The organism is Pseudomonas sp. NPDC077451, from assembly GCF_044543345.1.
GTDB lineage: Bacteria > Pseudomonadota > Gammaproteobacteria > Pseudomonadales > Pseudomonadaceae > Stutzerimonas.
Genome location: NZ_JBITVX010000011.1, coordinates 102688 through 125781, shown reverse-complemented (window position 1 = coordinate 125781; position 23094 = coordinate 102688). Strand labels below are relative to the sequence as shown.

General features: G+C 60.9%; 17 protein-coding genes and 1 pseudogene. 12 read left to right on the top strand and 6 right to left on the bottom strand.

Going from position 1 to position 23094, the window contains the following annotated elements:
- Positions 1-64: 64 nt before the first annotated feature.
- Entirely contained in the window at positions 65-868 is an 804-nt protein-coding gene (locus ACIGHL_RS17235) for a gamma-carboxygeranoyl-CoA hydratase (protein WP_128120786.1), read from the top strand.
- On the top strand, positions 865-2778 hold the full coding sequence (locus tag ACIGHL_RS17230) for an acetyl/propionyl/methylcrotonyl-CoA carboxylase subunit alpha (RefSeq protein WP_446697677.1): 1914 nt from the start codon (positions 865-867) through the stop codon (positions 2776-2778). Before ACIGHL_RS17235 ends, ACIGHL_RS17230 begins: the two co-directional genes overlap by 4 nt.
- A gap of 179 nt (positions 2779-2957) precedes the next feature.
- Here the strand turns inward: ACIGHL_RS17230 and ACIGHL_RS17225 are convergent, their stop codons facing one another.
- The gene (locus tag ACIGHL_RS17225) at positions 2958-3962 is read right to left on the bottom strand and encodes a methyl-accepting chemotaxis protein (RefSeq protein ID WP_500137058.1); all 1005 of its coding nucleotides are present in this window, start codon (positions 3960-3962) and stop codon (positions 2958-2960) included.
- A gap of 78 nt (positions 3963-4040) precedes the next feature.
- Positions 4041-4580: pseudogene (locus ACIGHL_RS17220) on the bottom strand (MCP four helix bundle domain-containing protein); the annotation flags it as partial.
- Positions 4581-4751: 171 nt separating this feature from the next.
- On the opposite strand from ACIGHL_RS17220, the gene ACIGHL_RS17215 reads away from it, so the two are divergent.
- From ACIGHL_RS17215 to ACIGHL_RS17175, 9 genes are all read left to right on the top strand, one after another.
- A complete protein-coding gene (locus tag ACIGHL_RS17215) occupies positions 4752-5648 on the top strand; it encodes a hydroxymethylglutaryl-CoA lyase (RefSeq protein ID WP_499176386.1) in 897 nt (298 codons plus the stop codon).
- Positions 5649-5688: 40 nt separating this feature from the next.
- Positions 5689-6384, top strand: a complete 696-nt coding sequence (locus ACIGHL_RS17210; protein ID WP_446697674.1) for a CoA transferase subunit A — start codon at positions 5689-5691, stop codon at positions 6382-6384.
- 2 nt (positions 6385-6386) lie between these two features.
- On the top strand, positions 6387-7013 hold the full coding sequence (locus ACIGHL_RS17205; protein WP_045426872.1) for a CoA transferase subunit B: 627 nt from the start codon (positions 6387-6389) through the stop codon (positions 7011-7013).
- A 133-nt stretch (positions 7014-7146) separates the two neighbouring features.
- Entirely contained in the window at positions 7147-7542 is a 396-nt protein-coding gene (locus tag ACIGHL_RS17200; RefSeq protein WP_128120791.1) for a MerR family transcriptional regulator, read from the top strand.
- Positions 7543-7951: 409 nt separating this feature from the next.
- Positions 7952-9037, top strand: coding sequence for a TRAP transporter substrate-binding protein (locus ACIGHL_RS17195; RefSeq protein WP_128120792.1), 1086 nt, complete (start codon positions 7952-7954; stop codon positions 9035-9037).
- Between the two features lie 210 nt (positions 9038-9247).
- Positions 9248-9862 (top strand): TRAP transporter small permease subunit, encoded by a 615-nt coding sequence (locus ACIGHL_RS17190; RefSeq protein WP_241509181.1) that lies wholly within the window; start codon positions 9248-9250, stop codon positions 9860-9862.
- Between the two features lie 16 nt (positions 9863-9878).
- Positions 9879-11246: a TRAP transporter large permease gene (locus ACIGHL_RS17185; RefSeq protein ID WP_045426863.1), complete on the top strand. Its 1368-nt coding sequence runs from the start codon at positions 9879-9881 to the stop codon at positions 11244-11246.
- A 76-nt stretch (positions 11247-11322) separates the two neighbouring features.
- On the top strand, positions 11323-12813 hold the full coding sequence (locus tag ACIGHL_RS17180; protein WP_446697682.1) for a sigma-54 interaction domain-containing protein: 1491 nt from the start codon (positions 11323-11325) through the stop codon (positions 12811-12813).
- Positions 12814-12915: 102 nt separating this feature from the next.
- Positions 12916-13407 carry a GNAT family N-acetyltransferase gene (locus tag ACIGHL_RS17175; RefSeq protein WP_446697673.1) on the top strand — a complete coding sequence of 164 codons (492 nt, stop codon included), beginning with the start codon at positions 12916-12918 and terminating at the stop codon, positions 13405-13407.
- Positions 13408-13473: 66 nt separating this feature from the next.
- Here the strand turns inward: ACIGHL_RS17175 and ACIGHL_RS17170 are convergent, their stop codons facing one another.
- From ACIGHL_RS17170 to pgm, 3 genes are all read right to left on the bottom strand, one after another.
- Positions 13474-14244 (bottom strand): 3-hydroxybutyrate dehydrogenase, encoded by a 771-nt coding sequence (locus tag ACIGHL_RS17170; protein WP_127839423.1) that lies wholly within the window; start codon positions 14242-14244, stop codon positions 13474-13476.
- Positions 14245-14858: 614 nt separating this feature from the next.
- Positions 14859-17879 (bottom strand): PAS domain-containing hybrid sensor histidine kinase/response regulator, encoded by a 3021-nt coding sequence (locus ACIGHL_RS17165; RefSeq protein WP_499176388.1) that lies wholly within the window; start codon positions 17877-17879, stop codon positions 14859-14861.
- 291 nt (positions 17880-18170) lie between these two features.
- Entirely contained in the window at positions 18171-19835 is a 1665-nt protein-coding gene (gene pgm / locus ACIGHL_RS17160; protein WP_128120796.1) for a phosphoglucomutase (alpha-D-glucose-1,6-bisphosphate-dependent), read from the bottom strand.
- Positions 19836-20027: 192 nt separating this feature from the next.
- Between pgm and ACIGHL_RS17155 the strand changes: the two genes are divergently transcribed.
- Entirely contained in the window at positions 20028-20720 is a 693-nt protein-coding gene (locus ACIGHL_RS17155) for an EAL domain-containing protein (RefSeq protein WP_342210446.1), read from the top strand.
- Here the strand turns inward: ACIGHL_RS17155 and ACIGHL_RS17150 are convergent.
- Positions 20713-22824 carry a response regulator gene (locus tag ACIGHL_RS17150; protein ID WP_446697671.1) on the bottom strand — a complete coding sequence of 704 codons (2112 nt, stop codon included), beginning with the start codon at positions 22822-22824 and terminating at the stop codon, positions 20713-20715. The genes ACIGHL_RS17155 and ACIGHL_RS17150 overlap by 8 nt on opposite strands.
- Positions 22825-23094 lie beyond the last annotated feature (270 nt).

Sequence of the window (23094 nt, the reverse complement as noted above, 5' to 3'; positions counted from 1 at the left end):
CGCTGGCCAAAGCGGCCGGTCGCGGCGCGTATTGATCGCTAGCTGGCTCGTACAGGAGAAGCAGATGACCGATTTCCAGACCATCGAATTGAACAAAGACCCGCGCGGCTTCGCCACCCTATGGCTCAACCGACCGGAAAAGAACAACGCCTTCAACGCCGAAATGATCCGCGAGCTGGTACAGGCAATCGACACGGTGCAGGCGGACAAGAGCCTGCGCTTCTTGCTGCTGCGCGGCCGTGGCAAGCATTTTTCGGCCGGGGCGGATCTGGCCTGGATGCAACAGTCGGCGAAGCTGGATTTCGATGCCAACCTCACCGACGCCCGTGAGCTGGCCGAACTGATGTACAGCCTTTACCACCTCAAGCTGCCCACACTGGCAGTGGTGCAAGGCGCAGCCTTCGGTGGTGCGGTCGGGCTGGTTGCCTGTTGCGACATGGCCATCGGTGCGCATGATGCGTTGTTTTCCCTTTCCGAAGTGCGCATCGGCCTCGCGCCGGCAGTGATCAGCCCCTTCGTCGTCAAGGCCATCGGTGAGCGCGCCACGCGTCGCTACGCCATGACCGGCGAGCGCTTCAGTGGTGAGCGCGCCCGCGAGCTCGGCCTGTTGTCAGAAACCTATGCCGCCGCCGAACTGAACGATGCCTTGCTCGGCTGGCTCGACAACCTACTGCTTAACAGCCCGCAAGCCATGCGTGCCAGCAAGGACCTGTTGCGCGAAGCCGCCAGTATTTCGCTGAGCCCCGCGCTACGCCGCTACACCGAAAACGCCATTGCGCGCATACGGGTCAGCCCCGAAGGACAGGAAGGCCTCAATGCCTTTCTCGAAAAGCGCAAACCGAATTGGACGCAGGAGCCAGAACAATGATAACCACCCTGCTGGTCGCGAACCGGGGCGAAATCGCCTGCCGCGTGATGCGCACCGCCAAGGCCATGGGCCTGACCACCGTTGCCGTGCACAGCGCCATTGACCGCGATGCAAGGCATGCCCGCGAGGCCGACATTCGTGTAAACCTCGGCGGCGCCAAGCCGGCCGACAGTTACCTTTTGATCGACAAGCTGATCGATGCCGCCAAAGCCAGCGGCGCACAAGCGATCCATCCCGGCTACGGCTTCCTCTCGGAGAACGCGGACTTCGCTCGCGCCATCGAGGATGCCGGCCTGATCTTCCTCGGCCCACCCGCCTCGGCCATTGACGCCATGGGCAGCAAATCGGCCGCCAAGGCGCTCATGGAAAAAGCCGGCGTGCCGCTCGTGCCTGGCTATCACGGCGAAGCGCAGGACGTGGAAACCTTCCGCGTCGCTGCAGAAAAGATTGGCTACCCGGTGCTGCTCAAGGCCACCGCCGGCGGCGGCGGCAAAGGCATGAAGGTGGTCGAGCGTGAAACGGATCTGGCCGAAGCGCTGCAATCGGCTCAGCGTGAGGCGCAGTCGTCCTTTGGCGACTCGCGAATGTTGGTCGAGAAATACGTGCTCAAACCACGCCACGTGGAGATCCAGGTATTTGCCGATCAACACGGTAACTGCCTGTACCTGAACGAGCGTGATTGTTCGATCCAGCGCCGCCACCAGAAGGTCGTCGAGGAAGCCCCCGCGCCAGGACTTTCCGCCGAACTGCGTCGCGCCATGGGCGAAGCTGCGGTCAAGGCGGCTCAAGCCATTGGCTATGTAGGCGCCGGCACGGTGGAATTTCTGCTCGACGCACGCGGTGAGTTCTTCTTCATGGAGATGAACACCCGCCTGCAGGTCGAACACCCAGTGACCGAAGCCATCACCGGCCTGGATCTGGTGGCCTGGCAGATCCGTGTCGCGCGTGGCGAGCCGCTGCCGATCACACAGGATCAGGTGCCGCTCAACGGTCACGCCATCGAAGTAAGGCTGTATGCCGAAGACCCGGACAATGACTTCCTCCCCGCGACCGGCATCCTGGACCTGTACCGAGAATCCGCTGCTGGACCGGGTCGACGCGTCGACAGCGGCGTAGCCGAAGGCGACCAGGTATCGCCCTTCTACGATCCGATGCTCGGCAAGTTGATTGCCTGGGGCGAGAATCGTGAGGAAGCACGCCTGCGTTTGCTGGCGATGCTCGACGAAACCTGCGTTGGCGGCGTGCGTACCAACCTTGCCTTCCTGCGCCGTGTGGTCGGTCACCCGGCTTTTGCCGCCGCCGAGCTCGATACGGGCTTCATCCCACGCCACGAACCCGATTTGATGCGCACACCCGGCGAACTTCCGGATGACTTCTGGCAGCGGGCGGGCGAGCTGTTCGTGCAGACCGAACCGGCGAAGATCCGCGAGGACGACCTCCATTCGCCCTGGGCAAAGCGCGACGGCCTGCGCTTCGGTATGCCGGCGCGAATTGGTGTGCATCTGCAATGCAACGGTGAAAGCCGGCTGGTGCGCATCGATGCGGCCGCCAACACGAGCGAGCGTGCCCCTTCAAATGTCAGCCGCCAGCCCAAAGTGATTCGCAAGGACCAAACCCTGTACCTGGAATGGAATGGCGAGCTGCAAGCCGTCACCGCATTCGACCCCATCGCCGACGTCGAAGCCAGCCACCAGCACCACGGCGGCCTCACCGCGCCCATGAACGGCAGCATCGTTCGTGTGCTGGTCGAGGCCGGGCAAAGCGTCGAGGCCGGCGCCACATTGGTCGTGCTTGAAGCGATGAAGATGGAGCACAGCATCCGAGCCGCCGAAGCAGGCGTGGTAAAAGCCGTCTACTGCGCCGAAGGCGAAATGATCAGCGAAGGCACGACGCTGGTGGAGCTTGAGTAATGACCGCTACTAGCGGCTGGCAAACCGGGCAGCGACCGCCGGTTTTGCCGCGCGGTGGCGGTCGACGTGCACGCTCGACCCACGTTAAACAAGCCTGCGATAGAGAGGCGGTTGCTCGTAAATGCGGCTTGGATAAGCATCCCCCTCGCCGCTACCAACGCACCAACGTTGCCGCGTGGCTACATCCGGAAACGGCGTACCAGTCCGTTCAATCCCACCGCCAGGCTCGACAGTTCCTGCGTCGCCACACTGGTCTGCTGGGCGCCAGCGGACGTTTGCACCGAGAGGTCGCGAATACTGACCAGGTTCCGGTCAATTTCACGGGCGACTTGCGCCTGCTCCTCCGAGGCACTGGCGATAACCAGGTTGCGCTCGTTGATTCCGGCCACCGTCTCGGCAATCCGCGCCAGTGCAACCCCCGCAGCCTCGGCTTTGTCGAGCGTGCCCTGAGCGCGAGAGGCACCTTGTTGCAAGGCTTCAACCGTCAGCGTCGTGCCGTTCTGGATGCTGCCAATCATCGACTCGATCTCGCGGGTCGACTCCCCGGTGCGCTTCGCCAGCGCTCGCACTTCGTCCGCCACAACGGCGAACCCACGACCGGCATCGCCGGCGCGCGCAGCTTCAATAGCCGCGTTGAGCGCGAGCAGGTTGGTTTGTTCGGCCACGGCGCGGATCACATCCAGCACTCGGGTGATGTTGTGGGTCTGATTGGCCAGATCGCCGGCACGTGCCGATGCGCTGACCACGTCGTCCGCCAACGCCTGGATCGACGCGATGGCATCTTCAAGCTGTTTGCGTCCCTGCTGAGCCGACTCGCTCGACGCCCGCGACGCTTCAGAGGTAGACACCGCGTTGCTGGCTACCTCTTCGACCGCACAAGTCATTTCATTCACCGCCGTGGCGGCCTGTTCAATCTGGTCGTTCTGCCGTTGCAGGCCCTCGGTACTGTCCAGCATGACAGCGCTCATCTCCTCCGCCGAGGCCGTCAGCACATGGGCCGAGTCGTTGATTTGGCCAATGATATCGCGCAGGTTGGTCTGCATTTCGCTCAGCGAGGTCAAAAGCTCGGTGGCTTCATCATGGCCATCGACGTGCACGTCATGCGTCAGGTCTCCTTTGGCAATCTGATTAGAAACAGCGACCGCCCGGCGCATGGGCCGCACGATACTGGCGGTCAACAACACGGCCAACGCTACGGTGGAGATCAGCGCAACGAGGATCACCAACGCGATTACGATCTGAGCTTTTTGGTAAACGGCTGTGGCCGCCTCTACAGCATGGTGGGCGCCCTCTTCGTTGAAGGATCGAAGCGTCGACAAGGCCTGCTCGAACTGGTGGCTCAGCTCGGTAACCCGCGCGTTAGCCGTGGCGACTTGTTCAGCGCTCGCGTTGCCATCAATCACGCGCTGCCGTTCCTGAAGCGCCTTGGGATAGGTCGCGTATACCTCTTTGGCCACGCTAAATGTACGAGCCTCGTCAGGGTTGGAGACGTGGCTTTCGTAACGAACCATCAGCTGACCGATCTCATTCATTGCAGCAGCGATTTGCTCACCACTCTTACGAAGCGTTTCGGCATCGTGAAAGGCAAGCTGACGCATGGACTCGATCTGTACGTGCGCGAAGTGCAACGCCATATCGTCTGCGGCTGCCTGGCTTGGCATCCAGTCGGCGTCAATCTCGCTGCCCGCCGCACGTATGGCCGCCATCTGCATCAGACTGAACAACCCAAGCGCCGTCAGCAGCACAGCGACAAGCGCAAAGAACAACAGCGTGCGATGGGAGATTTTCAATTTGCGTAGCATGGCGATTCTCGGACGTGGTGCCCCGGAAGGGCCGGGTCTTCTAACCTTATCTGCCACGCTGTTCGGAACTTGAGCATCGAGGGTCGCTGTATGACCCGATGGTCAACCCCCTTTTTACCGGGAAGGCACCCGTACTTGTCATGAGGAACACCGATGACCATTACCACTGAAATGCCACGCCGGGTACGCCTGGTTGAAGTCGGCCCGCGAGACGGCTTGCAGAACGAAAAACAGCCGATCAGCGTCGCGGACAAGGTGCGCCTGGTGGACGATCTGAGTGCCGCCGGGGTGCGCTATATCGAGGTGGGCAGCTTCGTGTCGCCTAAGTGGGTGCCGCAAATGGCGGGCTCGTCTGACGTTTTCGCTCAGATCAGGCAGAAGCCAGGCGTGACCTACGCGGCGTTGACCCCGAACCTGAAGGGGCTGGAAGCTGCCATCGAAGCCGGCGTCAGCGAAGTGGCCGTGTTTGGCGCCGCCTCGGAAGCGTTTTCGCAGAAGAACATCAACTGCTCCATTGATGAGAGCCTGGCGCGCTTTGCCCCGCTGATGATCGCCGCGCGTGAGAACGGCATTCAGGTACGCGGCTACGTCTCTTGCGTCTTGGGCTGCCCTTACGAAGGCGAGGTCGACCCTAAGCGTGTCGCGCATGTCGCGCATGAGCTGTTCGCAATGGGCTGCTATGAGGTATCGCTGGGCGACACCATCGGCACCGGCACCCCAGGCAAGACCCGTCAGCTGTTCGAAGCCGTTGCCCGTGAGGTACCGCGTGACAAGCTCGCCGGGCATTTCCACGATACCTATGGGCAAGCGCTGGCGAACATCTATGCCAGCCTGCAAGAGGGTGTTTGCACCTTCGACAGTTCGGTCGCCGGGCTCGGCGGCTGCCCCTACGCCAAAGGCGCGAGTGGCAACGTCGCCAGCGAAGACGTGCTCTACATGCTTAACGGCCTGGGTATCGAGACCGGGATTGACCTGGACATGCTGATCGCCGCAGGGCAACGCATCAGTGATGTACTGGGTCGTCCCAACGGATCGCGGGTCGCTCGGGCGCGCCTGGCCGCGCAATAACCCAACGCTATCGCCCTCACTCAAATAACACGAGGCCTCCATGAACAAGATCTACCCCAACGCCCAGCAGGCACTCGACGGCCTGGTCGAAGACGGCATGACACTTGCGGTTGGCGGTTTCGGCCTGTGCGGCATTCCCGAAGCGCTGATCGAAGCGCTGCGCGACACCGGCAAGAAAGACCTTACGGTGATTAGCAACAATGCCGGCGTCGACGGCTTCGGCCTCGGCCTGCTGCTCGAGACGCGCCAGGTGCGCAAGATGGTTTCCTCCTACGTCGGTGAGAACAAGGAGTTCGAGCGCCAGTACCTGGCTGGCGAGCTGGAACTCGAATTCACGCCGCAAGGCACTCTGGCCGAGAAGCTACGCGCCGCAGGCTCGGGCATACCGGCGTTCTACACCCGCACCGGATACGGCACGCTGATCGCCGAGGGCAAGGAAACTCGCCAATTCAACGGTGAGTGGTACGTGATGGAGGAGTCGCTGCCCGCCGATGTATCGCTGGTCAAAGCCTTCAAGGCGGACAAGGCTGGCAATCTTGTATTCAACAAGACCGCGCGCAACTTCAACCCGCTCGCCGCAATGGCCGGCAAGGTTTGTGTGGTGGAGGTCGATCATCTGGTCGAAACCGGCGAGCTGGACGCCGACCAGATTCACCTGCCGGGCATCTACGTGCAGCGCATCATCCACAACCCGAACGCTGAGAAGCGCATCGAAAAACGTACGGTGAGGAGCTGATTATGGCCTGGACACGCGAACAGATGGCGCAACGCGCCGCACAGGAATTGCAGGACGGCTTCTACGTCAACCTCGGCATCGGCCTGCCAACCCTCGTCGCCAACTACATTCCGGACGGCATGGACGTCTGGCTGCAGAGCGAGAATGGGCTGCTCGGCATCGGCCCCTTCCCCACCGAGGACGAGATCGACCCGGATCTGATCAACGCCGGCAAGCAGACCGTCACCGCCCTGCCCGGCAGTGCCTTTTTCGACAACGCCATGAGCTTCGGCATGATCCGCGGCGGCCATATCAACCTGGCAATTCTCGGCGCCATGCAGGTTTCCGAAAAAGGCGACCTGGCGAACTGGATGATCCCTGGCAAGATGGTCAAGGGCATGGGCGGCGCGATGGATCTGGTGGCCGGGGTCAAGCGTGTTGTCGTGCTGATGGAGCACACCGCCAAGGGCGCGCACAAGATCATCAAGCAGTGCGACCTGCCGCTGACCGGCGTCGGGGTAGTCGACCGGATCATCACCGACCTGGGCGTGCTGGATGTTACCGAGCAGGGTTTGAAACTGGTGGAGCTGGCCGACGGCGTTAGCTTCGAGGAGATGCAAGACGCCACCGGCTGCACAATCCAGCACTGAGCGCCGCAATACGGCCCGGTGCCACTGTGCATCGGGCCAGCGCAGCGTGTAGCCTTGACTCGCTTTAAACCGTAGTAAACGCGCGCCCGGCTCATCGCGAGCCGTGGGTGGATAGGCAGGACTGGATACCTTCATGGCAAAGCAGACGTACAGCATTTCCGATTTGGCCAACGAGCTCGATATCACCACCCGCGCCATACGCTTCTACGAAGAACAAGGCATGCTCTCGCCGAAGCGGCGCGGTCAGGAGCGCATCTACACCCCCAAAGATCGTGTTGCCCTGAAGCTCATCTTGCGCGGCAAACGCATCGGCTTCTCCCTCGCCGAATGCAAGACGCTGATCGAACTCTACGACCCCAAGGCCGGCAATCAGAAACAGCTGAACATCATGCTCGGCATGATTGCCGAACGCCGCCAACAGCTCGAACAACAGCTGCTTGATATCCAGCAGATGCAGCTGGAACTCGATACCGCCGAGGAACGCTGCGTTACCGCCCTCAAAGCGACCGTGGACAAGGACGCGGGCTGAGCTCGGCTAACGCTTCCATCGTCGTTGGCAGCTGATGCTTCCCACCGAATCGTCAGTGTTTGACGTCAGCTTGGGCGCCAAATGGTGTCGCGATAGCTGCTGGCTTACCGGTTGTCACCGTCCAGATAAATAGACACCAGTCCAGTGATCTGGACGGCCCTCCTATCGACCCCGATGAGTGTCTGGCCAACTGGACACCCGCAAATTCGGAAGCACCCCGAGAAGCCCCTGGCCCGCGGGTTACCAGGTTTTCTAACAGTCAGGCACAAAACCTGCTAAGTAATACATGCACGACGCCAGAACACCTGGCGGGACGAAAAAAGCGCTGCTGCCCCGTCCCGCTTTCCGGCCTGCTAAACGCCGGTCTGCGCCTCTGGTTACCAAAACAAAAAAAAGAAGGAAACCTGCAATGTCGATATCCAAAAAGCTGTCCCGTCTCGCCTGCGCCATCGGTGCCACCACCGTTCTCAGCGCCAGCCTGATCAGCGCTGACGCCATGGCTGTCGAGAAGATCCGCTGGCAAGTGCCGTTGGCCTTCCCGTCGCACCTGGTCGGTCTAACCACTCCAATCAAACACCTGTCCGAGTCGCTCAAGGCCATTTCCGGCGGCGATATTCAGCTGCGCTATTACGAGCCCGGCGAACTGGTGCCGCCGTTCGAAATCATGGATGCGGTCAGCAACGGTAAGTACCCGGCTGGCTATACCTGGATCGGCTACGATCAAGGCACCATCGCGTCACTGCCTCTGTACTCCGGCGCGCCCTTCAATATGGAGCCGCCAGCCTATCTGGCCTGGTACTACGAGGGTGACGGCAAGAAACTGCTGGAAGAAATCTATGCCGAGCGCAACATCCACCCGATGCTCTGCAGCATCATCGGCCCGGAAGGCGCCGGCTGGTTCGCCAAGCCAGTCGAGAAGCTGGAAGACTTCGATGGCCTACGTATCCGCTTTGCCGGCATCGGCGGCAAGGTGCTGGAAAAACTCGGCGCCTCGGTCACGATGATCCCTGGTGGCGAGATCTATCAGGCGCTGGAGCGCAAGACCATCGACGCCACCGAGTTCTCGCAGCCGGCGATCGACAAGATGTTGGGCCTTGATCAGATCATTAAGAACTACATCATGCCCGGCTGGCACCAGACGCTGACCACTTCGCACCTGTTGGTGAACAAGGGCGTCTGGGACAAGCTTGAGCCACAGAGCCGCGCGCTGATCGAGATGGGTTGCGAATCGGCCACCCTCAAAGGTTTTGCCGAAAGCGAATGGGCCCAGCCGACCGCTTTGCGCGAGTACGAAAAGCAGGGCGTGAAAGCACAGGTGTTGCCAGAAGAAGTGCTGCGTGAGCTGGAGCGCGTGACCAATGAAGTGCTCGATGAAATCGCAGCCAAGGACGAAATGTTCAATCGCGTCCTGACCAGTCAGCGTGACTTCATGAAGCACCACTCGATCTGGCACGGCAAAGGCTACTTGCCGCGCGATTATTACCAGTACGAGTGATCCACTCATCAAAGCCTAGCGCCCGCTAGGGCTGCCCGGTCAGTTACGTATGGCCTGGTGTGCTGAGGTTCTCTGCGGTCGGTGGGCAACTGCCGAAGCGCAGTCACGCAGTCTTGGCACAACAGGTGAAGAATGTGGCCGACCTGACAAGCTCTAGCGGCACGGCCTTCGTGCCGTGTCTTCCCCTGGTTTCGGATCTCCGAGGTGGCCGTGTCCGCTCATCCCGTTTCCCCTAACGAAGCCGTGCCCGCCGCTCAAGCGGATGCATTGCCTCACAACAAGCTGTCCTGGTGGCTGGACAAAGCGCTGGTCGCCATCGGCGAAGCCAGTGCATGGATCTGGCTATTGGTTTTGGCGGTCGTGTTGACCAACGTGTTCAGCCGCTTTGTCCTCTCTCGCGGCTCGATCGCGCTGGAAGAACTGTCCTGGCACCTGTTCGGTGCAGCCCTGATGCTCGCCCTGGCATACGCCGTGGTGCGCGATGACCATGTCCGCGTCGATGTACTGCGTGAGAAATTCACGCTGCGCAGCCAGGCCATTATCGAACTGCTGGCGATCCTGATACTGGCATTGCCGATCGTGGTGCTGATGGTCGACGCACTGGTGCCGTTCGCCTACCAGGCTTTCATCTATGACGAGCGCTCGCAGGCGCCGAGCGGCCTGCCGCATCGTTTCATTTTCAAAAGCGTATTGCCCATCGGCCTGACGCTGGTAGCACTGGCGCTGCTTTCACGGGCCACGCGTTGCAGCACGCTGCTGTTCAATTTTCCGCGGGCCTTTGTAGCCCCGACGCATGTCCGCGACCGCGGCCATTCGCAGCCCTGACGGAGTAGCCGTAATCATGGGTCTGGAAGAAATTCTCGTCATCAGCATGTTCGCCACCTTCATGGGGCTGCTGCTGCTTGGCTTCCCCGTTGCCTGGTCACTGGCCGGCATCGGGCTGCTGTTCGCCGTGCTCGGCCACGTGATGGTCGAACACTTCGACGCCGATCTCTGGTTCACCTGGGACGGTACCATCGGCGTTCTGGATGCCCGCATCTACGGCATCGTCGCCAATGAGCTGATGGTCGCTCTGCCGCTGTTTATCTTTATGGGCATCATGCTTGACCGCTCCGGCATCGCCGAGCGACTGATGCACAGCCTCGTTCGCGTACTCGGTCCGTTGCGTGGCGGTTACGCCGTAACGGTAGTGCTGGTGGGCATCCTGCTGGCCGCTTCCACCGGTATCGTCGGCGCCTCGGTGGCCCTGCTCGGCATGCTCTCGATTGGGCCGATGCTCCAGGCCAAGTACAACAAGAGTCTCGCCGTCGGCACTGCCTGTTCGGTTGGCACCCTGGGCATTCTGATTCCACCCAGCATCATGCTGGTCTTGATGGCCGACCGACTCGGTACGTCGGAAGCCTCAGTGGGCAAGCTGTTCATGGGTGCGCTGATACCCGGGATGATGCTGGCACTGATGTACATCCTCTACATCGTTGTGGTGTCGTGGCTGAAGAAGGACTTTGCGCCTGCTCCGGCCAATCGCCAAAAGCTCGATGCAAAGGCGCTGATCGATGTGTTCTGGGCGGTGGTGCCACCCTTCGTGCTGATTTTGGCCGTGCTGGGCTCGATCTTCTTCGGCATCGCCACCACCACCGAGGCCTCTGCTGTGGGCGCATTCGGCGCAGTATTGATGGCCGCCCTCAGCCGTAAGTTGAACATGGCGGTGCTGAAGGAAGCGCTCTACCAGACCAGCCGCACCTCGGCATTCATCTTCGGTATCTTCATTGGCGCCACGGTGTTCGCCGCCGTGTTGCGCGGGCTGGGCGGCGATGACGTGATCCGCGCGGCGCTCACCGGCCTGCCATTCGGCCAGACTGGGGTGTTGCTGACCGTCCTGTTTATCACGTTCTTGCTGGGCTTTTTCCTGGATTGGGTGGAGATCACCTTGATCATCCTGCCGCTGGTGGCGCCGGTGCTGTTTTCCATGGGCGTCGATCCGCTGTGGTTTGCCGTGCTCTTCGCCCTGTGCCTGCAAACCTCGTTTCTTACCCCGCCGGTGGGCTTCGCGTTGTTCTATATCAAGGGTGTCTGCCCGCCGGAAGTCACGACGCGGGACGTCTATCTCGGCGTCATGCCCTACATCCTGATCCAGCTGCTGGGTCTGGCACTGGTTTTCTTCTTCGCGCCGTTAGCGACATGGCTGCCCAACGAGGTGTACGGACTCTGAGCCCGGACCGGCTGCCTTGCCCCTGGCAGCCGGCGCCTTCCATAATCGGCCGAACCTCACCGGACAGCTCGAACCCATGGCAATCGCCCGCAACGACCTTGATCTCAACGGCCTGACCATCGGCGTATCTCCCGAACGTTTCCGTGCGGTGGCCATGCCGCTGTTGTTCGACCATCTCAACGCCCAATGCGAAGGCACCATTGCGGTCAACCGCCAGGCACGCATTGTCTGGATCAACGACAAATACGCCGAGAAGATCGGCATCAGCGACCCGCGTAGCGTACTCGGCAAGGAAATCGAAGAGGTGCTGCCCGCCAGCCGCTTGCGCGAGGTAGTGGAAAGCGGTCAGCCGAGCATGCTCGACCTGATGGCCTTCGGCAGCGAGCATTTCGTCGTCACGCGCATTCCGCTTCGTGACGAGGACGGCACCCTGGTCGGCGCGCTGGGTTTCGTCCTGTTCGACCGCGCCCGACACCTCAAACCGTTGATGTCCAAGTTCACCACGCTGCAGACGCAGCTGGTCGCCACCCAGAACGAGCTGGCCAAGGCTCGCCGAGCACGCTACACCATCGCCGGCTTCATCGGCACCAGCCCGGCCGCCAGTGAAGTGAAACGCCAAGCACGGCGTGCCGCCCAGCTGGACGCTACGGTCCTGATCCGTGGCGAGACCGGTACCGGCAAGGAGCTGTTAGCCCAGGGCATCCACAACCTGTCGCCGCGTGCCAACGGACCCTTTGTTGCAGTCAACGTCGCGGCAATTCCGGAAACGCTGGTTGAAGCCGAGTTGTTCGGTACTGCGCCCGGCGCCTTCACAGGCGCTGATCGCAAAGCGCGCATCGGCAAGTTCGAAGTGGCTAACGGCGGCACCCTCTTCCTCGATGAAATCGGCGACCTGCCGTTGGCACTGCAGGCCAAGCTGTTGCGCGTGCTGCAGGAGCAAGAAATCGAGCCGCTGGGCTCCAACCAGGTCAAGCCGCTGAATGTGCGGGTGATCGCTGCCACACACATCGACCTGGAAGCCAAGGTCGCCGCTGGCGAGTTCCGCGATGACCTTTACTACCGGCTCAACGTGCTGGCGCTACAGGTGCCGCCGCTGCGCGAACGCTCCGCTGACATCCCAGCCGTAATCGAACACCTGCTCGACGACATTGCCAACCGCTCCGGTCAGGCACCCATGGAACTCGCACCGAGCGCCATCGCATTGCTGTGCAATCAGCCGTGGCGGGGCAACGTACGCGAGCTGGGCAATCTGCTGGAACGCGCCCAGCTGAGCACGGATGGCAGCCCGCTGGAAGCACGCCATTTCTCACCGCTGCTGGGCTCGACGACCACCGCCGCGCCGCAGGCTGCCGCCATGCCCAGTGAGCCGATGCTTGCTGAACCGGCACCGGAACCCAACGCCCCGCTGCAACGTCTCGCCGAAAGCGTCGCCCAGGCCGAGCGCCGTGCCTTGCAGACCGCCCTGCTCGCCTGCAAAGGCAACCGTCGCCGAGCCGCGACGGAGCTGGGCATATCCCGAGCCAGTCTGTATTCGAAGTTGCAATTACATGGTCTGAGTGAACGGTAGCGCGATAGTTAGAAGTTCGAAAAGCAATGATGGGGTGCCTTGCTGCGGCTGATGTCTGTCGTTAACGTAACTCGCCGTTAATGGTCGCAGGATGCGCGAAAAATGACATTTACGATTCGCCCGGTTAGCCACGAAGATCTGCCGGCTATCTGTGAATGGCCGCAGGACGAAGCCGAACTCTTCTATTGTTTTCCAAAAGCTCATTACCCACTCACTGAGGACCAACTGCTCGAGGCGATCGCTCAACGCGCCGAGTCGTCCGTCGTCGTCCAATTAGGCCGGCCCGTAGCATTCGCGAACTTCTACCGATGGGATCAGGGTGGGGTTTGCTCAATCGGGAACGTGATCGTTGCGCCAAGCGCGCGGAGGTCCGGGGCTGCAGGGTTCCTCGTCGACCACCTTTGCGCGGTTGCCTTCTCGAAATTTGCGGCCGCCCAGGTGCAGATCTCTTGTTTCAGCTTGAACACAGCAGGCCTGCTGCTCTATCCGAAGCTCGGGTTCGTGCCATTCGCGATCGAAGAAAGACAGAGTCGGGCCGGTGAACGCATCGCGTTAGTTCATCTCCGTCGCAACCCGCCATCGGCAGGGCAATGACAAACTGTTCTTGCCTCCGGTAGCCGCAGACGACACACCCGCTGCGGCCATGGATGGCCCGAATGACTATTGCGCCAGCCAGCCGCCGTCGACATTCCAGGCAACGCCGCGGACCTGGCGAGCAGCATCGCTGCATAGGAAGACGGCCAGCTCGCCCAGCTGTTCCGGCGTCACGAAATCCAGCGAAGGTTGTTTTTCCATCAGCAGCTCACGGGTCGCCTGGCTCGGGTCGCCGTGGGCCTGGGCCTTGCTATCGATCTGCTGCTGCACCAGCGGCGTCAGTACCCAACCAGGACAGAGCGCGTTACAGGTAATGCCTGTGGTAGCTGTTTCCAATGCCACGGTTTTGGTCAGGCCGACCAGGCCGTGCTTGGCGGCCACGTAAGCCGCCTTCTGCGCCGAGGCCACCAGGCCATGAACCGAGGCGATGTTGATGATCCGCCCCCAGTTGCGCTCGCGCATGCCCGGCAAGGCGAGGCGCATGGTGTGAAACGCCGAGGACAGGTTGATGGCAATGATGGTGTCCCAACGCTCAACGGGGAATGTTTCGATGGGAGCGACATGCTGGATGCCAGCATTGTTGACCAGCACATCGACCGATCCGAGGTCGCGCTCCGTCCGGCTGACCAAATCGGCGATCTGATCCACATCGGACACGTCAGCAGGATGGTGCAGCACTCGCGTGCCGTATGCCGAGACGCGTTCGAGGGCGGCATCAACATCGCCGAAGCCGTTGAGCATCACGTCGGCCCCGGCCTCGGCCAACTTGCAGGCAATGCCCAGGCCGATACCGCTGGTCGAACCCGTCACGAGAGCGGTTTTAGCGTTGAGTGTCATGGCGTGCTCCGATTGGGTTGCGCAACTGGAACAGCGCGGCCAAAACCGACGCGTTGATTGCCAGCAAAGCGGTCTTTACAGACCATGACGGGGGCGTTGACAGGCAAGGTGCTGGACGAGTGACTGGCACAACGGCCAGAGCGAAAAGAAGGGTCATCTGCGGTTTTCCTTGTTGTTCTTGTCGCCTCGCTCGGGATGCGTCTGCCTCAACGAGCAAAGAGAGACTTTGTCAGAGCGAAAGCCATGCCAATCCAGGCGCGGCCTGCAGAAATGGCGCCTAGGTCCCGGATTTGCTGACTTACAGCTGCCAAATCGAGGCGAGTGATCGGACGACGGGACAACGGCCAATCACGCTAATGTACAGATTCGTGTACATGCCCATTTCGACGTACCGCCTTCACGACGATATGTCCGGATGGCTGGACCCATGCCTGTCCACCCGCTCCGCGTAACGCCGCCAGACCGATTCGAGATTCACCGGGCCGCGTTTCAGCAGATCAACCAAGAAGTAATGCCGTTTTTCTGCCGGACACACCACTTAGGATGGCGCCCGGCGGCCTGGCTATGTTTGGTCAAGGCAGCCCCAGGCGGGACTTAGCGACGTTCCTTGATGCCTACAAAGCCAGCATTTGCTGGACGCGGCTGGCAAGGGTGTCGATCGCGAAGGGTTTCGTCAGGACCTGCATGCCCGGACCAAGGGAGTTGTTTCCGATAGCGGCGCTTTCTGCATAGCCTGTAATGAAGAGGGTTTTCAGGCCCGTGCGTATCTCCCGACCCGCGTCGGCCATCTGTCGCCCATTCATACCCCCGGGCAGGCCGACATCTGTGATCAGCAAGTCGATTTTTACCTCGGATTGCAACACCTTCAGCCCGCTGACACTGTCGGCAGCCTCAATCAACGTGTAGCCAAGGTCACCGAGAACATCCATCAGAAGCAAACGCACGGTCGGCTCGTCGTCCACGATCAGAATCGTCCCGCGGGCCTCGCCGGGAACGGTATTCGTCATGGTCGCTACGGCTGCGGCTTCGGTCGCTTCACCGATGTAACGCGGCAGGAAGATGGATACCTGGGTGCCGTGCCCCTTCTCTGAATCAATCCGAACCTGGCCACCGGACTGCTTGGCAAATCCGTAGATCATCGATAACCCCAGGCCTGTGCCATGGCCGATCGGCTTGGTCGTGAAGAAGGGGTCAAACGCTTTGGCGATAACAGCAGGTGTCATGCCCGTTCCGGTGTCCGCTACGCTCAGCGAGAGATACTGACCCTCGGGAAGGTCGTATGCCCGAGCGATATCACCCGCCAGCCATCGGTTGGACGTCTCGATGGTGATACGCCCACCGTCTGGCATGGCATCACGTGAATTGATGCAAAGGTTGAGGATGGCATTCTCGAGCTGGCTCGCATCGACGGACGCCGACCAGAGGTGCATACCACTGACGGTTTCTACCCGAATACCGGGACCGACCGTGCGTTGAATCAGCTCCGTCATACCCTCCATCAGCACATTTACGTCGATCGGCCGCGGGTCGAGCGTCTGGCGCCGCGAAAACGCCAGGAGACGGTGCGTCACGGCTGCGGCACGTTTCGCCGCCCCCTGAGCTGACGCCATGTATCTGTCGATATCGTCAAACCGCCCCTGGGACAACCGCAGACTCATCAACTCTAACGCGCCCGAAATTCCTGCGAGCAGGTTGTTGAAGTCATGCGCGAGCCCCCCGGTGAGTTGACCGACAGCCTCCATTTTTTGTGACTGTCGCAGCTTGTCCTCGGTCTGGATCAGCGCTGCCGTCCGCTCGGCCACGCGTTGCTCCAGGGTCTCATTGAGCGCTCTCAACGCCGCAGTTGCCCTGTCACGCTCAGCCTCGATGGACCGCCTGTGTTCGACGTCAATCAGCACACCCGGGAATTTTTGGGGCGTGCCGTCTTCTGCCAGATCAACACGTCCGTTCGCCTCGATCCAGTAATACCTGCCGTCACCACGCCGTACCCGGTACTGATGAGCGTAGGCGCCACCGCGGGTGATCACTTCAGCTATCGCAGCCTTCAGCCCCTCCCGATCTTCGGTGTGCACGGTAGCGATTATCTGCTCAAGGCTGAGCCCTTCACGGCCGAGGGCGGGGTCAAGACCAAAAGCGAGAGCAAAGCCTTCATCGACCGTGAACCGGTCGGTAGGCAGATGCCAATTCCAGGTTCCGATGATCGCGCCCGCCGCGAGGGCAAGCTGAACGCGCTGGACGTTTTCTCGCGCAAGCGATTCACTGACACGCAGGCGCTCTTCGGCACGTCGCCTCTGGGTCACATCGCTGAAGAGAATCGCAATCTGGCGCTCGGCGGGGTCGCCGACTCGAACGGCCCGAACGTCGAACCAACGCTCGAACGCTTCAGCGTAATTTTCAAAACTGGCCGGCTCCCCGGTTTTCGCAACGTGGCCGTAGGTTTCGAACCAGAACTGCTCCAGATCAGGTGCGAATTCAGTAACCCACTTGCCTCGCAGGTCGACACCCGCCTGGCGCTCGAACGCAGGGTTGGCCTCAAGAAACAGATAGTCCACGGGTTGGTCGTCCGCGTCGAACTTGACCTGGACGATCGCAAACGCCGCTTCGATAGACTCCAGTATGGTTTTGAACCGCTCCTCGCTCTGGCGCAGCGCTATTTCCACAGCGCGCATGCGGGTCAGATCAAGCATCGCGCCGATCATACGCACGGCCTCACCTTCGGCGTTGCGGATAACCTGGCCGCGGTCGATCACCTCGGCGTAGGTCCCGTCATGACGCCGGAAGCGGTATTCACCCGTCCAGGTGGTACCGCTCCCGTCGATAACGGCGCGGATCGATGAGTGGATGCGCGCGCGGTCCTCTGCATGGATGCGCTCGATCCACCAGTCTCCGGAACTGTCGACGTCCGCAAGCGGGTAGCCGTAAGCCTGCTCCAGTGCATCGTTCCAGAGCACATGATTGGTGTTCAGATCCCAGTCCCAAACGGCATCATTGGTAGCTTTTGCAGCCAGACGATAGCGTTGCTGAGACTCCTCGATGGCGCGGCCTGCCATGTGCTCACTGGTATGGTCATGCAGGATCTTCATATAGCCAAGATGGCTGCTATCTGGGCCATACAGTGGCGACATCGCCTCCGACGCCCAGAATTGTTGACCGTCTTTGCGCAAATGCCAGCGCTCGTTTGTCACACGCCCATGGCGCAGGACATCGTCCATTTCCTGCTTGGCCCGGCCTGTGGCTCGATCGGTCTCGGTAAAGATCAGCTCGCTGCTCTGGCCAAGCATTTCCGATGCACTCCACCCCATCACCTGCTCGGCGCCCAGGTTCCAGTCGGTGATGATTCCAGCTGGATCAGTCAGGATGATCGCGAGCTCGGTGATGCTGTCGAACACTGCCCGTTGGCGTGCCTCGCTACTGGTCAGCGCAGCCTGGCTGGCCGCGAGCTCTGCTGCCAGTACTTGTAGCGTCAGCGGGTCGGCCGCGCTTGCCGATTGGCAGCCCGAGCGGCAAACCGACTGATGGACGTCGCGCCGCGTCTGTTGCTCCGCGCAGATCCCTGCATTCTCAAGAACGGTGCGCAGACGCACGACTTCTGCCTCAAGCGCCTCACGGGTAAGGTCTTTCAACGCGATACCTATCTCAATCTGATAACGATGACGGACCGTTCCCCACGATCTGGCGGGTTAGACAACCTGTCTGCAGCTGTCGAGGTTAGCGCCGCACGAGCACAACCACCGGCTGATCTGTCGACAGCCTGGATCGTTCAAACGCCAAACAACGACCCAGAGGTTTGCCTGGTCGCGTCAACACGAGGAGGATCACACCGCCAGTCGATGCTGGTCGCAATCTCACCCAACCTCCACGCAGCCTGCTCCGTCCTCGAGCTCAGCACCCATCACCGCCATGGCAGTCATTGCGCGAGCTAGCCTTCATCCTGCCAACACACTATCCACCAGCGCCTTGGCCTCTTCCTGAATGCGCTTGAGGTGCGCCTCGCCCTCGAAGCTTTCGGCGTAGATCTTGTAGACGTCCTCGGTGCCAGACGGCCTCGCTGCAAACCAGCCGTTGTCGGTCACGACCTTAAGGCCGCCAATGGCAGCGCCGTTGCCCGGCGCTTCGGTGAGGATCTGGGTAATTGGCTGGCCGGCCAGCTCGTTGGCGGTGACTTGCGAAGCCGACAGCTTGCCGAGCTTGGCCTTCTGCTCGCGGTCTGCGGCGGCATCGATGCGCTGATAGACCGGGGAACCGAAGCGCTCCGTCAGCGCCTGGTAGCGCTCGCCAGGATCCTTGCCAGTCACCGCGGTGATCTCAGCAGCCAGCAGGCCGAGAATCAGACCATCCTTGTCGGTGGACCACGCACCGCCTTGCTTGCGCAGGAAAGAAGCGCCAGCGGATTCTTCACCGCCGAAGCCCAGGCTGCCGTCCATCAAGCCATCAACGAACCACTTGAAGCCCACCGGCACCTCGACCACCTTGCGGTCGATGCCTTTGGCGACGCGATCGATCATCGAGGACGACACCAAGGTCTTGCCGATGCCCGCCCCAGCGCTCCACTCAGGGCGGTGAGTGAACAGGTATTCGATGGCAACAGCCAGGTAATGGTTGGGGTTCAGCAAGCCCACCGAGCGCGCAACGATGCCGTGGCGGTCATGGTCGGTGTCGCAGGCGAAGGAGACGTCGAAGCGGTCCTTGTTTTCGATCAGCCCGGCCATGGCGTGGGGCGAGCTGCAATCCATACGGATCTTGCCGTCCCAGTCCAGGCGCATGAAGCGGAAGGTAGGATCGACACGGGTCGAAAGCACTTCGAGCGGCAGGCCGTAGCGTTCGGCAATGCGCGTCCAATAATGCACGCCGGCCCCACCGAGTGGGTCAACGCCGAACTTGAGACCGGAGTTGCGGATGGCCTCCAGGTCGATCACCTGCTCCAGACCGCCTACGTAATGTTCGATGAAATCGAAGCGTTGCGTGCTGGGTGCCTTCAACGCTTGCGAATAGTCCATTCGCTGCACGCCTTTGAGCCCGGCAACCAGCAGCGCGTTGGCGCGCTCCTGGATCCACTTGGTCACGCCCGTGTCGGCCGGGCCGCCATTGGTGGAGTTGTACTTGAAGCCGCCATCAGCGGGTGGATTGTGCGACGGCGTGATGACGATGCCGTCAGCTAGGCCGCCGCTGCGGCCGGCGTTGTATTCGAGGATGGCGTTGGAGATGGCCGGGGTCGGCGTGTATCCGGGCTCGCCGTTGGTTTCGCTGCAACCGGCGTCGATGCGTGTCTCGACGCCGTTGGCTGCCAACACTTCCAGTGCGGATACAAACGCCGGCTCGGACAGCGCATGGGTGTCCATGCCGACGAAGATCGGACCGTCGATGCCCTGCTCTCGGCGGTAGTCGCAAATGGCCTGTGTGGTCGCCAGGATATGCCACTCGTTGAAGCTGTTCTTCAGTGACGAGCCGCGGTGGCCGGAGGTGCCGAAAGCGACTTGCTGCGCGGGATCGGATGGATCAGGGCGCTCGCTGTAATACCGCGAAATCAGCCGCGGAATGTTGGTTAGGGTGTGCTCGTCGGGGAGGCGTCCTGCGTTGAGGTCGAGGCTCATCAGTCGTTCCTTTGGAAGATCAGTAGGTCATTCAGGCAGAACCCTGAGTTCTGCCGAGGGTGTCGAACGCAAAATGACGGCGGCAACCGGCACTTATCTACGCGCTTCGACCATGCACCCTCGGGCTTTGGTTCCCCACAGTTGCATCGAAAGCGCATGCGCAGCGGCGGCGCATGATAGAGCGCGCCGGCCGTGCCGCGAAGATGGCGGGTTGAGGTTCCGCTGCCGACCGAGGTCAGACGAGCAAGCTGGTCCAGGCAGAGGCCAGCAGCAACAACGCTATGCACCGATGACCTTTCTCCGGTGGAATTTCAGCGCAGTGATCTGGTTGATCGTGTTGCGAAAGTTCTTCAGGGCACCGGCATCGCCCCACATCGTCTGGAGCTGGAAATTACCGAAAGCGTCATGCTCGAAGATGCCGCCTCGGCGCTGACGACCATGAACCAGCTCAAGGCACTGGGCGTTCGCCTGTCCATGGATGACTTCGGCACCGGATATTCCTCGTTGAGCTATCTGCGAAGCTACCCGTTCGATGGAATCAAGATTGATCGAAGTTTTATCTCTGAGCTCGACCAATCACAAAGCAGCGAAGCGATTGTCCACGCCATTGTCAGCATGGGTCACGCCCTCTCGCTGACCGTGACAGCCGAAGGCATCGAGACCGTCGCTCAGCTTGGCAAGCTGACCGAGCTCGCTTGCGATCAGGCTCAGGGCTTCTACCTCGGCCGGCCCATGTCACCGCTGCTGTTCCAGCAGGTTCTGGCCGATGCCAAGATGGCAAGATGGCAAGATGGCAAGTGTCGATGCGGCGGGCGGGCGCTAAGCGCTCATGGAACCCGCACGTACAGGCCGGCCCGGAGGGCCTGGCCTTGCGCTCTCAAATAGCCCCTGTTTCAGCCTGCGCGTCCAAGGCGGCTGACACTGTTTCAGCCAGATGCTCAAGCGTGAACGGCTTGGTCATCATGCTCATGCCCGTCCCGAGAAACTCCGAGCGAATCGCGGCGTTTTCGGCGTAACCGCTGATGAACAGAACGGGCAGATCCGGCCGTTTCTGCTGGATTATTTCGGCCAATTGGCGACCGTTCAGACCGGGCAGTCCGACGTCGGTTATCAACAGGTCCAGCGTACGCAAGCCATCGAGCAAACTCAGCGCCTGCTGACCCTCTTCAGCGAGGTGCACCTGGTAGCCGAAGTCCTCCAGAGCGGCGGCGAGTAACAGGCGTACCGAATCATCATCCTCTACCACAAGGATCGTCTGCCCTCGTCCGGAGGTCAGATCCACGGACGCGGCGATCGCCCCATTCTCGACTGCAGACGACTGCGCCAGGGGGATGTACAAGGTGATCGAGGTACCGGCCCCCTCCTCGCTGGTTACCGAAACGAAACCGCTACTCTGTTGAACGAATCCGTAGACCATGGACAGACCCAATCCGGTGCCTTGCCCCAAGGGTTTGGTGGTGAAGAAGGGTTCGAATATTTTCCCCAGCACGGGCTCGGGAATACCGACCCCCGTGTCCGATACCCTGATGCTGACGTAGCGCCCCCTCTGACCACCCAGACGAGCAGCTTCCGTCTCGTCGATATCGGCTCGGCTGGTAGCAATCGCCAGAATGCCGCCATCTGGCATGGCATCACGCGCATTGATGCTTAGGTTCAACAAGGCGTTTTCAAGCTGGTTGGGGTCGACTAATGCCAAGCCGGCACGGTCATCAAGCTGCAGCTCAAGCTTGATCCGCTCCGTCAGCGTCCGTTTGAGAAGGTCGCTTAGCGATAGGATCAGTGGATTCACTGAAACGGTGCGGGCTTCGAGCGACTGGCGACGGGAGAACGCTAACAAGCGCTGGGTCAAGGCTGCCGCTCGGCTGGCGGACGTATGAGCGGCCGTCATGTAACGATCCAGATCACCGTATTGCTGCCGGCCTATACGGAGGCGCATCAGGTCCAATGCGCCGATGACACCCGTAAGCATGTTGTTGAAATCGTGAGCGATGCCACCGGTGAGCTGGCCCACCGCGTCCATCTTCATGGATTGGCGCAGCTGGTCTTCGGTTCGGGCTCGTTCTTGGCTTTCCAGCGTCAGCTTCTCCAACGCCTCTTCCAGCGCACGGGTACGGGCCTTGACCTGAAACTCAAGATCATCGTTGAACCGGCGCAGCATTTCTTCGTTCTGCTTTTCAGCATTTATATCAATGACGACCAAGGCGGCGCCTCGGATCTCCCCCTGGCTGTCGTACAGCGGTACCGCATTGACACGTGTCCATAGCTCAGGCCCGTCGTCGGGGTAGTAGCGGAAGTCAGCACCTTCCACCATTTCGCCGCGCAGAGCCCGGGCGCCTGCAAATTGATCCGGAGGGATCCGTTGACCCTGGCTATCGAGGCCCACCCATCGCTGAGCATGCCGACCATCAGTGGATGGGATTCTTCGGTTGGGAACATACCGCTCGTAGGTAGGATTACTGAGCACGGTGGCCCCGTTTGTAGCGATCAGGCAGATGCCAACGGGAAGGTGTTCGACCAGGCTCTCAAGCGTTGCTTGCTGCTCAGCAAGCTCCACGAGACGGTCTGCAATCTCGAACTGACGCAGGCGGGAGCGCCAGGCCATCGCCACGGTGCTCAGTAGAGTTGCCGGCCTTATGGGTTGTTCGAGAATGACCAGGTCCGCTAGCCATTCGGGTAACCGATCCTTGATTGCCAGAAAATCAGCGCGGGATTCGCTTTGCGTATCCGTGACCACAATAAAGGGGATGTCCGCCCCTTCACCTTGCTCGGTTAAGGCGGGCCCGCTCGCCATCGCCGACGCAAGAAATCGATCGGTAGCGATCACCGCACCCACTCGGTGATCCAGTTGTTGAAACAGACTTTCGCTATCGGAGCAGAAAGCGAGTTCATAACCCTCTTCGTCCAGTAGCTGTACCAGGCGAGAGAAATCGACGCCACAGCCGGTGCCAATCAATAGCCGCCTGGCCTCGGATGAAATGTCAGCAGTCACGTCGGTGCTCTTCCGGTAGTTAGGAGCAGGTGAGGTTTCCCTTCGCGTCCGTTTAGCACTCAAACGTCTGCTTTGAAGAATCGATAGATAAGCCGGCCACAAGGCTGAAGGCGATGCTGTGCTGGATTGCGCAAGAGCCGACAGTCGGCCCTCCACAACAGCTGGCCAGCATGGGAGTAATAACGTCGACAAATGGTACAGAGCCGGCCATGCGGGCAGAAGACACCGTGCATCCGATTCAGACAAATACCGAGTTACGACTTCAGCGCA